This is a genomic window from Hoskinsella mucinilytica (assembly GCF_045223415.1).
Classification (GTDB): Bacteria; Bacillota_I; Bacilli_A; order Erysipelotrichales; family Erysipelotrichaceae; genus Hoskinsella; species Hoskinsella mucinilytica.
In genome coordinates this window covers 61,026-72,638 of record NZ_JBEQZJ010000008.1, presented here as the reverse complement: position 1 = coordinate 72,638, position 11,613 = coordinate 61,026, and the positions used below count along the sequence as shown (strand labels likewise).

At 31.5% G+C, this 11,613-nt stretch carries 11 protein-coding genes; 3 read left to right on the top strand and 8 right to left on the bottom strand.

Annotated features, from left to right (window positions below; translation table 11 throughout):
- From UGRO018_RS04215 to UGRO018_RS04195, 5 genes are all read right to left on the bottom strand, one after another.
- Complete coding sequence (locus UGRO018_RS04215; protein WP_416325206.1) at positions 1–3,501, bottom strand: bifunctional glycosyltransferase/CDP-glycerol:glycerophosphate glycerophosphotransferase; 3,501 nt, start codon at positions 3,499–3,501, stop codon at positions 1–3.
- Positions 3,502–3,521: 20 nt separating this feature from the next.
- A complete protein-coding gene (tagD, locus tag UGRO018_RS04210; RefSeq protein ID WP_416325205.1) occupies positions 3,522–3,917 on the bottom strand; it encodes a glycerol-3-phosphate cytidylyltransferase in 396 nt (131 codons plus the stop codon).
- On the bottom strand, positions 3,917–4,768 hold the full coding sequence (locus tag UGRO018_RS04205; RefSeq protein ID WP_416325204.1) for an ABC transporter ATP-binding protein: 852 nt from the start codon (positions 4,766–4,768) through the stop codon (positions 3,917–3,919). Before UGRO018_RS04205 ends, tagD begins: the two co-directional genes overlap by 1 nt.
- Positions 4,769–4,780: 12 nt before the next feature.
- The gene (locus tag UGRO018_RS04200; protein ID WP_416325203.1) at positions 4,781–5,599 is read right to left on the bottom strand and encodes an ABC transporter permease; all 819 of its coding nucleotides are present in this window, start codon (positions 5,597–5,599) and stop codon (positions 4,781–4,783) included.
- Between the two features lie 196 nt (positions 5,600–5,795).
- Positions 5,796–6,752 (bottom strand): DMT family transporter, encoded by a 957-nt coding sequence (locus UGRO018_RS04195; protein ID WP_416325202.1) that lies wholly within the window; start codon positions 6,750–6,752, stop codon positions 5,796–5,798.
- A gap of 171 nt (positions 6,753–6,923) precedes the next feature.
- Between UGRO018_RS04195 and UGRO018_RS04190 the strand changes: the two genes are divergently transcribed.
- Both UGRO018_RS04190 and UGRO018_RS04185 read left to right on the top strand, forming a co-directional pair.
- Positions 6,924–7,157, top strand: a complete 234-nt coding sequence (locus UGRO018_RS04190) for a hypothetical protein (protein WP_416325201.1) — start codon at positions 6,924–6,926, stop codon at positions 7,155–7,157.
- Positions 7,124–7,648 (top strand): hypothetical protein, encoded by a 525-nt coding sequence (locus UGRO018_RS04185; RefSeq protein ID WP_416325200.1) that lies wholly within the window; start codon positions 7,124–7,126, stop codon positions 7,646–7,648. The genes UGRO018_RS04190 and UGRO018_RS04185 overlap by 34 nt, the downstream gene beginning before the upstream one ends.
- Before the next feature lie 226 nt (positions 7,649–7,874).
- Here UGRO018_RS04185 and UGRO018_RS04180 read toward each other — a convergent pair whose 3' ends face one another.
- Both UGRO018_RS04180 and UGRO018_RS04175 read right to left on the bottom strand, forming a co-directional pair.
- A complete protein-coding gene (locus UGRO018_RS04180) occupies positions 7,875–8,192 on the bottom strand; it encodes a hypothetical protein (RefSeq protein ID WP_416325199.1) in 318 nt (105 codons plus the stop codon).
- A gap of 78 nt (positions 8,193–8,270) precedes the next feature.
- Positions 8,271–9,344 carry a hypothetical protein gene (locus tag UGRO018_RS04175; protein ID WP_416325198.1) on the bottom strand — a complete coding sequence of 358 codons (1,074 nt, stop codon included), beginning with the start codon at positions 9,342–9,344 and terminating at the stop codon, positions 8,271–8,273.
- Positions 9,345–9,448: 104 nt separating this feature from the next.
- Here UGRO018_RS04175 and UGRO018_RS04170 point away from each other — a divergent pair, with 104 nt between their 5' ends.
- The gene (locus tag UGRO018_RS04170) at positions 9,449–10,459 is read left to right on the top strand and encodes a helix-turn-helix transcriptional regulator (RefSeq protein WP_416325197.1); all 1,011 of its coding nucleotides are present in this window, start codon (positions 9,449–9,451) and stop codon (positions 10,457–10,459) included.
- A gap of 154 nt (positions 10,460–10,613) precedes the next feature.
- Here UGRO018_RS04170 and UGRO018_RS04165 read toward each other — a convergent pair whose 3' ends face one another.
- Positions 10,614–11,594 (bottom strand): glycosyltransferase, encoded by a 981-nt coding sequence (locus tag UGRO018_RS04165; protein ID WP_416325196.1) that lies wholly within the window; start codon positions 11,592–11,594, stop codon positions 10,614–10,616.
- Positions 11,595–11,613 lie beyond the last annotated feature (19 nt).

Here is an 11,613-nt window from a genome sequence, read left to right as displayed (position 1 = left end):
TTATTGTTTGATTACGATATTGTATATTTGTTCACAAGCATTTCCTTTTTCATATTCACAGAATTTTTTTCTAAATTTTTGCAACGCTTGATCATTTTCTTTTGAAACTCGATCAATGTCAACGATAGCATCCACTACCTCTTTACTGCTTTTCAAAAGAGGTCCAGGAGCTTCTGCTACAAAATCAAAATTAAATCCTCTTAAAGTATCTCTATAGTCCTCTAAATCATATGTGTAAAATAGCATTGGCCTATTCAATATTGCATAATCAAACATAACTGATGAATAATCAGTTATAACGATATCAGATATCAAATATAGTTCTTCAACGCTTGGATAATTACTAGCATTAAATATAAAATCATCAAGTAAATTTTCATCCAATCCATTAACTGAAAATGGATGAATCCTTAACATCATTACATAATCATCTTTCAATCTAGATTTTAGATCTTGGATGTCCATATTTAAATTAAATTGATTACGAACTCTCCAGGTAGGTGCATACATAACGACTTTTTTGTCTACAGGAATTCCCAGTTTCCTTTTGATTTCAGCGATATCTCTAGAATTATTTTTTTCAAATAAAATATCATTTCTAGGATATCCAGTTCTAAGAAATTCCTTTTTAAATGCATAACAGCTAGAAGTAATTTGCTCAGCTTTCTGACTTTGAACAACTAAATAATTCCAACGATTACATTTTCTTAAAAACTTATCTACATCTTTTTGAGTAGGTAATTCCCCTGGAACATCCAGACCTAACGTTTTTAATGGAGTTCCATGCATCGTCTGAATTTCTATCTGCTTTTTACGTTTTTCATAGGAATCCATGAAATTAACATTATTAATAAAATACTTAGATGTCGCCATATAATAATGATATTTTAAACTTTTTCGTCGTACAGTTTTACCGTTTCCATTGATTGGAGTTCTCTCATCAACCATTGACCAGATACATTTATATTCAGGATGCTCATGATCCATATATTCATAAAAAGCTTTAGGATTACAATGATATTTTTGTCCCCACCAGCCTTCAAACACCATCGTCTTTTTACGGATTGGCAACAATCTTAATAAAGGATAAGCGATTTTCTCAATAGCTTTTCTTCTTAACTTATTAGATTCATACCATTTCCATTTCCTTGAAACCTTTATAAGAAGTTCATTCTCATTTGATGGATAGAATGCATAATTGTAATCCTGTACAGCAAACATATCAAGCTTATCAACACAATCTCCTAATAGAGTATGTTCAATCATATCTGTTTGCGTATGATATCTTATATTGAAGAACCACCGATCGGCAATTAACGCTTTTGTAAACGTCTCATCGTCTAAATCTATATCAAATTGGCATTTATATACTTCCCCATCTAATTTATCAACAGATGCTTTTATAGACTTGCTTATGCTCCTCATCTTTTCACCTTGTAAAAATATTTCGGCTTCACTAAGGTTATCAGTTTTAAGCATTTCAAAGGAAGTTTTTGTCGTAATAGTAATCTTATGATCTTTTTTTATCATAGAAGAAACAATTGTTCCTGATTTTTTACATTCTAAAATGATCTCTCCCAATTCATTATATGCTGCTCTAAACATTCTATCATGAACTAGAAAATACTTTGAAATAAATAAATCATTCGTAGATAAGGCTTTCTCATTAGACATACAAATTTGATAAGTATTTCCAATTTCCATATCCTGTATATTGATAGTACCTTCACATCTTATGATTGCTCCTGCACCTTTGTAATGAAATGGTTGAGCATCATCTATCTTTTTAATATCTATATTGGATTTTTTGCCTTTACAACAGAAGCTTAAAGGGGTATCCATTGGTTGTAAGGTCTTAATTCTCAAAAGGCCATTTTCAACATTCAATTGTTCAACCAAAGCAACTTGAGGTTCACAATCAATACATAAATCATATCCTAAGTTATAGTATGGTCTTACTTTTACACCTTCAACATTCAAATGTTGGGGTCTTACTACACTTCCTGCAATAGGTCCACCCATATAGTATTTTTTATCAATACCATCTCTTCTGTAATGGATTTCTATTTTTAAAAGCCCATTTGCAATCTTTAAGACATCGTTTGAAGAAAAATCTATTTTACCCTGAAACCCAGACCATTTATAGTTAAAATAACGCATTTTTCTATTAGCTCGGTCAACACGTAAACCATGTTTTCCTCTAACACCATTTGCTTTACATACTTCAAGAGGGATTTCAATTCGCTCTTTCGTTTGCACATTTAAAAGACTGGCAGTAATATCTTGTGCATTTCGTTTACCACAAGATAATCTTTTAATAAAACTATATCCTTTCAAATACAAGGTAGAGCCTTCCCAATGAACATCCTGTAGCTCTCTTGTTTCGGGGTATAAATTAAGTTCACTTGTCATATCGTAATATTCATCTGGAAAATCATTAAATGGAAAACATCCGATATACTTTACTTTTCCATCCACTTTTTTCTTTTTTATTTTTAAAATATTATATGTTGTTTTTTCATATTGTAATAATTCAAGCAATCTTTTTTTCTTATTCTTACTGATGAGATAATATTTCATTCGATCTATTGCTGGAAGCGCATCAAAAGAATCCTTGCGAAATTCTTTTATATAATTTCGAATTGTTTCCATAGCGTAGTTGATAAATTCATCATCAGCTGTTAACATTTCTTGAATATATAGCTTCAAATCTACTGCCATCCACTTATAATCTTTCATATATAAAGAATGATCATCTTTCACGTTTTCCTTATAAAAACGGTCTACCATCTTCATAATTTTTACGCGATCATCAAAATTCTTCATTTCTGTACGATTCTGAGTAATAGATTTATTTGCTCCATCTCTTGTTCGCCATAAATATACAATTTTATTAATTACAGAGACTGCATTTGCATAGAAATGTAATGGCATCGTAACTGGAATATCTTCATATAGAATTTTCTCAGGAAATTTAAAATCATGTTCTTTCCAAAAAGAAAATTTAATTAATTTATTCCATGATGTCGTATCATAAATTAATTCAGGTGTTTCCAAAATAGTGGTGAAATCATATGCATCTCGAAATGCCTTTCTATGCAGTCCAGAATTAAAGATATGACGTGAGTCAAATCTTTGTACATCACCTACGACCATATCGTTTCCAGTTTCAATCGCCTTATTATACATCGCTTCATAAGCATCATCTGGGACAATATCATCTGAATCTAAAAATATGATATAGTCTCCATGAACAAATTGAATACCATAATTTCTTGCATTACCTAAGCCCCCATTCTCTTTCAGATAATAGAAAAAATTCTCGTATTTGTCCTCATAACTTTTAGCAATCGTTCCACTCATATCAGTTGATCCATCGTCTACCATGATAACTTCAAGTTGATCTATTGTTTGCCGAACTAAGGAATCCAGACATTCTTGCAAATACTCAGCCACATTATAAATTGGGACAATCACACTGACTTTATATTTATTTTCCATTGATCATTGCCAACCTTTCACTATTTCTTTTCTTTTAATTCTTGCTTTATTTGTGTACTAGAAATACCATCTGTTCTAGGTAAATAAACTACATCACAATATTCTTTTAAAAAATCAAATTTTCCTTCCCAATCATCTCCCATGACAAAAACATCAATTCCATATTTTTGGACATCTTGCACTTTTTGTTCCCAACATGTTTCTGGTATTACTTCATCTACATATTTAATTGCTTCAACAATTGCCATTCTATCGGTATCTTTTATTTGACAAACCTTACCTTTTTCTTCCCAGTTGAATTTATCTGTACTTACAGCAACAATCAAATAATCCCCCAATTCCTTAGCACGTTTTAAAATATTTAAATGTCCTATATGAAACAAATCAAAAGTCCCATAAGTAATAACTTTTTTCATTATTGTACTCCTCTCAATTTTCTTTGGATTTTCTGAATAAAAGTTGGATTATCATCTACGATCAATCGTTTTTTGAATTTTTCATCCAACATTTTTTTCTTATCTTTATCGGATAATTTATTAAGATTGTCTACATATTCAGCATAATGATCACATACAGTATTGATATCTCCCATTTCAACTAATTTTCCTCCCTCAATCCATATTCCTGTTTTACAGAAATCTCGAACTTGAGGCAAAGAATGTGATATAAATAGTATTGTTTTATCTTGCTCATCTCTTAATTTTTTCATTCTATTTAAACACTTTTGAGCAAATCCCTTATCACCTACAGATAGAGCTTCATCCACAATAAAAATATCTGGATTCAAAGCAAGTGAGATAGAAAAACCTAATCTAGACTTCATACCACTTGAATATTTTTTAACGGGTTGATAAAGAAAATCTCCAAGTTCAGCAAACTCAATAACGCCATCTGTTATTTCTTTGATTCGCTTCTTATTGAAACCAAGCAAAGCTCCCTTCACTGCGATATTTTCTAATCCAGTTAACTGATTATTCAAGCCTGTATTTATTGAAATCAACGCTTGTTCCCCATTGATGTTCATTTTTCCACCATCGATATCCGAAATACCAGATAAAATCACGGATAATGTAGATTTACCAGAGCCATTTGTTCCTAGGATACCAACAACGTCTCCTTTTTCAATTTTCAAAGAAATATCTTTTAAAGCATAAAAACGTTCATGTTCACCGCTTTTTTGCCCATCTTTTTTCTTTAATTTATATATCTTAGAAACATTTTCCATTTCGACGGCATATTGTATCGCCTCATATGTATTCTTAGCCATTTTTTCACCTACCTAGATCATATCTATAAATTTACGTTTGAATTTATACATTAACATACATCCTATCACGAATAGTATTAATACTAAACACCAGAAATACAACATTTGAGCAGGATGATCAAAAATTGTTTTACCATAAAAAACTGAATCTCTATATCCATTCACAATATAGTAAACAGGATTTAACTTCATAATAGAGTTTAATATATTATGATATGGTACTTTAGCATCGAAATGACATTCCCAAATAACTGGTGAAAAATACATTAACATACGCATGAGTGAAGTAATAAGTTTTCTTACATCCCTCCACAACATCGTCAAAACAGACAAAATTAAAGATACTGCCTCTACAAATACAAATGCACACAATGCATAATAAATCAAACCAAACCAATATAAATTTGGATAGTACCCACAGATTAATAATGTAACAAAAGCAATAACCAACATACAGAGGTGATTAAATAATTCCTTTGCACAAATAGTAGCTGGTAATACACTGACTGGAAATTTCATTTTAGTAATAACATTTGTTTTCGAAAAAATTGCACTACACCCATTTTGTATACATGGCTGTATGAACCACCAAGCTGCATAACCTACAACTAACCACGGTAGGTAGCTAATACTTCCTACAGGTTTTTTATGCCATGCAATACCAAAAATTAACCAGTATGTGAATACTTGAATTGCAGGAGATGCAAAATTCCAAAACAATCCAAATTTAGAATCTCTCATATCAGCTAACAATTCATATTTTGCTATACAGAATATTCGATACAAATTCGTGAAGTTTTCTTTTAATACATATTGAACACTTTTAAACATGTCTTAATACTCCTTTATCTATTAAAAAACTTGCTTTTTTAGTTACGACATACACAACCGACCATATTATACTACAGAAGTCTTTGATAAACTAGATAATTTTAATTTTTCGTAAATTTCACAATTTTATGCAGAGTAATTTCAATATCGATAGAAATCATCTATTACAAATCTAGTAACTATATTTTATAATTCATCAAATATTCTTAACGATACTGTCATCAGAATGCTTTACCCTATTTACAACTACTATTCCCAACACTACCAAACATAATGCTAACAAACCCTGCACACTAAATGCCTGATTACCCTCACCTAACACCACCGCAGATAAAAACACCCCAAACATTGGATTCATGAATCCATAGATACTCACTTTACTAACAGGATGATATTTTAATAAAATTCCCCATACTGTATAAGCCACTGCTGAAATGAATGCCAAATAACATAAAATCAAAACACATTCAATTCCATAAATCGTAATATGTCCGCCCATGAATACACCAGTCAAAGCCAATAAACTCCCGCCTAATAAAAACTGACTTCCACTTAACATAACCGCATGATCGATTGCAGAGAATTTTTTTATCAATGCGCTTGAAAATGCATAAGCGACTTGAGCTAAAAAAACAAATCCTTCTCCTAAAATTGAAAACCCTGCATTCATCTCACTATTAGGAGTTAAATTGATTACAACGATACCAACAAAACCAAGTAAACATCCGATTACTTTCTTTCTATTCAATGATTCAAAATGAAACCACAAGCTTGAAACCAAAATCGCTAAAAACACATTAAATCCCGTAATGATAGCCCCTTTTACACCAGTTGTATGAGCTAATCCGATATAAAAGAAAAAATACTGTCCAAAGGTCTGAGTTAGCGCTAGAATCATAATCCTTTTTGCGGTTCCTTGATGCCATTTTAATGTATCTCTTGATGTAACGAATTGAAACAAAAGCACCATAACTCCCGCCAATATGAATCTGATCCCAGCAAATAACATAATGGAAGCAGTATCCTCTACATCTATGTGAAATAATTCATACCCTATTTTAATAGAAGGGGTGGCACTTCCCCACAACAAACAACATAGCATCGCCAATAAAACCACAACATAGGTCTTAGATAATAAAACTTCTTTTTTCATCAAATCACACTCCAAAACGGTATTAATTATACTACATCTTTATAAAATTAGGATTCTTTTCATTCATTTAATACAAAATCGAACAAAATCTAATCCTTTAAATTATAAATGATTGCTTCCTGATGATAAAAAAGTTAATAAAATGACATATAAAAATTGGAGGATACCATTATGTCACGTGAAATTGTAAGAGAAAGAGCTTTATCCTATTTAGAAGAAGCTTTAAAAAAGAACAAAGCCACTGATCAAGCTTATAACGATTTATTAAAGCTAAATTATACTGAAGATCAAGCCAAAGAATATCTTGCTTTTCTTTTGGAAAACTTTCAGAAAAGAAATCAATTAGAAGATGATAAGGATGAAACACGATTATGGGAAGAACAGCTAAAAAATATAATGACCTAGTTTCTACAGGTGATGAACCTTTAACCTCATATAAATTAGAAAAGCTACCACAAAAAGCACGGAAAGAAATTTTAAGTTTAAATAGAGACTTTGAAACAGAATCTAATGAAATGTTAAATGATCTAGAAACCGCTTTTGCTTCTAATTTATTTGATTTATACACACAATATGATTTATCTAGTAAAGATGGAAGAAAAATAGTTACATTGGCGATAGCTAGTTTGTATGGAAAACATAATAATATTGAATATGATGTTTTTGAAGTAGCACATATAGACGAAGTTCTCTTAACAGATAAGCTGTTACAAAAAATGGATATCAATAATGAAGAATTTGGGATGGACTTGGATCAAACATCTTTAGATTATGGGGAACAACTTCTCATGTATGATTTCTTCATTCTGGCACTATATGGTCTATATCGAACCATTGAATTATGCGATAAAACATATGGCACCAATACCTTCTTTAAAAGCATGGTAGAATCATAGAAGACAATTATTCCCTTGATATTTAGAAAAGAAGAAATTATCTAATAGTGTGATAATTTCTTCTTTTATTTTAATTTTTTTTAAACAGTTCATAATATAATACTTGGTATCCTTTATATTCATATTCGATTCTATATGGATAATTCATTTACCATATGTAGGATAAATGTTAATCCTTTCTCCACATTTCTTTCATTTGACGAAAAGATTTCTTTTTTTTCTAAACCTATATCACTTTTATCTTCCTATCTTCCTCAAATTCCGCAATGACACTATTTCCATTAATAAAATTCACCTCGATCTTCTGCACATGTTCAAATGTATCATAAATACATCCGGCACTTTTGGTTCCTCTTGCTACTGTATAGACGCTATTCGCAACATATCCATAGATTACATTTGCATCACTCATGACCCGAATCACTTCATCATCGAATTCATTATATTCATCCTTTTCAAGATACAAAATCTGTCCAACAAGGAACACTTCCATACCAAATTGATGGTTCGCCCCTGTAATGGTAATATAGTTCATAATGACCATTCTTTCTCTTGATACCTATAGGATATAATGTTTAAAATTTCAACCACTATAAAGAGACTTTCATGATACTCTCCGCATTTACGCTATGATTTCAGATGCCTTCTGTTGATGGAATACATGCTGAATATGCTGAATAAATAATGCATCTCTCTTATTCACCTTCATATGAGTCAAAATATACTCAATTTCATCATTCTTTCTCATTATGAGTTTTTTCATAGCATCTGTATTCTGTCTTCGTAAGGAATAGCCTACTGTTTTTTCATCTTCAAATACGCCATAAGCTTTGTTTTTGATATGAAATAAATATACAAAAACATTCATACCATCTTCTGTTTGAAAGCTTTGACCAATCGGAAATTGTAAATGAACATCTGTTTTAAGGTGTTCAAATTCTTCATGATTAGTATGAGATTTTTGTAACATTTTTTTCTTTTGATTAAATTCCTGTATATGCTTCCCGGATAATTGCATCTGTTTATATACATTCACATGCTCAGGTAATTTCATTGTTGTACTACAATCAATATAATAAACGTTTCGGTTCAATGCAAATGGTATATAAACATGTTTAGCATTAACCCTTCGATCCATCAATGGATGAACATGATAGTGTTGATTTTGATAACGATAAATATAATAATACTTTTCCTGATCACTTATGATCGTCCCCACGCCGATTCCATTATCATGTGATGATACCGGCCTTTTCCAACATTCTAAGATTTTATTAAAATCTTCTTTGCTCAACGTAAAATAATAGGTCTCCATACAATCATAAGGCAGATTCCACATACGAGTGGTATCAACATAGGAAGATTTAGATAACTGATAATTTTGATGATGGATTTCATATTGTTTTTCCATGCTTACACGCTTACTTAATGAGGAAGAACAAGCAAAACCCATCACTTTTTCTTCATCGACAGATACGATTACATAAGGACGTGTTCGATGTCCCGGAGGAATGTTCATTAATTCTTCCTTATCCAATGGCATACGACACCAAATCACATCTTGCACTCTTACACTATCGACATCCCAGGTAACTGTAGGATTTAAAGTTTCGATAATATGAAAACAGCTGTTTATTATTTTCATTTTCATATGCTTTATTCCCTCTTTCTTAATATTTGCCAGTTTATGCTTCATTTTTTATCACCTCTATTCTCTTTTTTATTATAAAAAACAAACTGTTCAAAATTTACATCATTTTAATATTCACTATATGTTAGAATAGATATAGGTGATGCATAATGAAAAATAATAGAGTATTGGCATTTATGATTTATGAAATATACAAAAAATATAGTGATGAGGATCATCCATTAAATTCCGTAAAAATACAAAAGTATTTAAAACAGATATACAATATTGATGTTAATCGAGGTACCTTAAAAAATCATATTGATGCATTATCTGAATATGGTATAGAAATCAAATCATCAGATAATTTTTTAGACGGGAAATATTTAGTGGATCGTCAATTTGAAAAGACTGAAGTTTATCTTTTAAGCAATGCCATACATTCTGCACATTTCATTCCAAAAATAAACGCTAAGGATCTCATTGAAAAATTATTAGACACACAAAGTGATTACTTTAAAAAACAATTTCACAATACCGTACATATCGCAAACCCCAGAAAGACTATAAATCAACAATTTTTCTATAATATAGAATTACTACTAGATGCCATTAACAGACACATTGCAGTATCCTTTTCTTATATGCATTATGAGCTTAACAAAAAACTGAAAAGAGTTCCTATCGATGCCAATCATCCTGATGTACCAAAAATCCATACGGTATATCCTTATTATGTAGTAACAGAAAATGATAACACGTATCTGATCTGTAAGAACACACATCATATGAATTCTATGAGCCATTATCGTGTAGATAAGATTGCCGATATTCAATTACTAGAAGCACAAAATGCTCCTTCATTGCCTCAATCTCAAGATCCTTATGAGTATACACGAACAAAATCCTATATGTATGGTGGAGAAATCAAATCTATCCTGATGCACTGTCACAAGAAAATCCTTGATGATATCCTAGATCAATTTGGTATGGACATCATGCTTAGAGAAGATCAACATGATAAAGATTATTTTTATGTAAGAGTCAATAGTACCACACAGGGTATTATTTATTTTGCATTGCAATATCTGAACTTCTGTGAAATATTAGAACAAAAAGAAGTTCGAGATGAAATTATGTCTATGCTTGAAATTAATCTTGACAAATATAAAAAAGGATAAGCTGTGATCATATGAACAAACATAAAGTTGCCTTTACAATTCGTTTTAGTACATCATTTATATGGCATGGTACGCACGATAGACTAACTCTTATGTTTTAACTTAAAGCTTTCGTTAAAGCCACATGTGTATCATGTGACCCTAACCTTCAAGCTTACATATTCTCATACCCTAACTGTTGACGACATCTTCTTATCCTGTCATTAGGAATCCTCTCATAACATTCCTTTCTCACAAAGCCTCCACTTTCCACATTCATCTCACAATGCAATGCTACTTGAAACCAATACATCGCTTGACGCCATTGTTGACGATCAAACAAATGCTGTCCTATATCACAACACAATTCCGCCCTTGGTACATCATACACAAAACTTCTAAAATAACTTTTCAAAGCTTCCTCTTCTTGATTCACATAATAAAAACAATATCCCATCATTTCGCAAGCATCAATATTATTTTCTATCCATCCCTGTTTTCCATCTAAAAACACTTGAAACTCCTTGATTGCCTCTGCATATCTTCTATGGTAATAGAGCTCTCTTGCATAATAAAACTGCTCTCTTGGATTCAATGTCTTTCCCTGCTTCAACAAGCTTTCAAATATTCTAAGGTTTCGATCAGGATCAGACACATGCATTTTTTTATGTGTGATCGCAATGTCCTCATATTGTAACTTACCCATCAGAGGAATCACTTCATGGATCACGCCCTGCCAAACCAAACGACTTTTTGCGTTGATCAATCGCTCCCGATAATACGTAAACGTAGGCTCTCCTTGTTCATTAAATCCAGTATGATATTTCATCAAAACGATATCCACACTAGCATCTAAGCGCTGTTTCAAGTCTTGAAGCTTTTTAATATCTTCAGGCAAAATGACATCATCAGCATCTAGCCACATCTTGAAATCTTTTGTGCCATGATCAAACGCAAAGTTTCTGGCTTTCCCGAAATCATCACACCAAGCAAAATCAAATACCAGATCTGTATACTTTTTTGCGATATCCTTTGTGTCATCCTCACTACCGGTATCTACGATCACAATTTCATCCGCAAACTGTTTTACACATTCCAAACATCTGGCCAATACTTCTTCTTCATTTTTCACAATCATACATACACTGATTTCCAATATTGCTCACCCCTATGTA

Bases quoted from the DNA above. Each gene is read 5' to 3' on its own strand.
- UGRO018_RS04215 (WP_416325206.1), bottom strand. From the start codon at position 3,501: ATGGAAAATAAATATAAAGTCAGTGTGATTGTCCCAATTTATAATGTG.
- tagD (WP_416325205.1), bottom strand. From the start codon at position 3,917: ATGAAAAAAGTTATTACTTATGGGACTTTTGATTTGTTTCATATAGGA.
- UGRO018_RS04205 (WP_416325204.1), bottom strand. From the start codon at position 4,768: ATGGCTAAGAATACATATGAGGCGATACAATATGCCGTCGAAATGGAA.
- UGRO018_RS04200 (WP_416325203.1), bottom strand. From the start codon at position 5,599: ATGTTTAAAAGTGTTCAATATGTATTAAAAGAAAACTTCACGAATTTG.
- UGRO018_RS04195 (WP_416325202.1), bottom strand. From the start codon at position 6,752: ATGAAAAAAGAAGTTTTATTATCTAAGACCTATGTTGTGGTTTTATTG.
- UGRO018_RS04190 (WP_416325201.1), top strand. From the start codon at position 6,924: ATGTCACGTGAAATTGTAAGAGAAAGAGCTTTATCCTATTTAGAAGAA.
- UGRO018_RS04185 (WP_416325200.1), top strand. From the start codon at position 7,124: ATGGGAAGAACAGCTAAAAAATATAATGACCTAGTTTCTACAGGTGAT.
- UGRO018_RS04180 (WP_416325199.1), bottom strand. From the start codon at position 8,192: ATGGTCATTATGAACTATATTACCATTACAGGGGCGAACCATCAATTT.
- UGRO018_RS04175 (WP_416325198.1), bottom strand. From the start codon at position 9,344: ATGAAGCATAAACTGGCAAATATTAAGAAAGAGGGAATAAAGCATATG.
- UGRO018_RS04170 (WP_416325197.1), top strand. From the start codon at position 9,449: ATGAAAAATAATAGAGTATTGGCATTTATGATTTATGAAATATACAAA.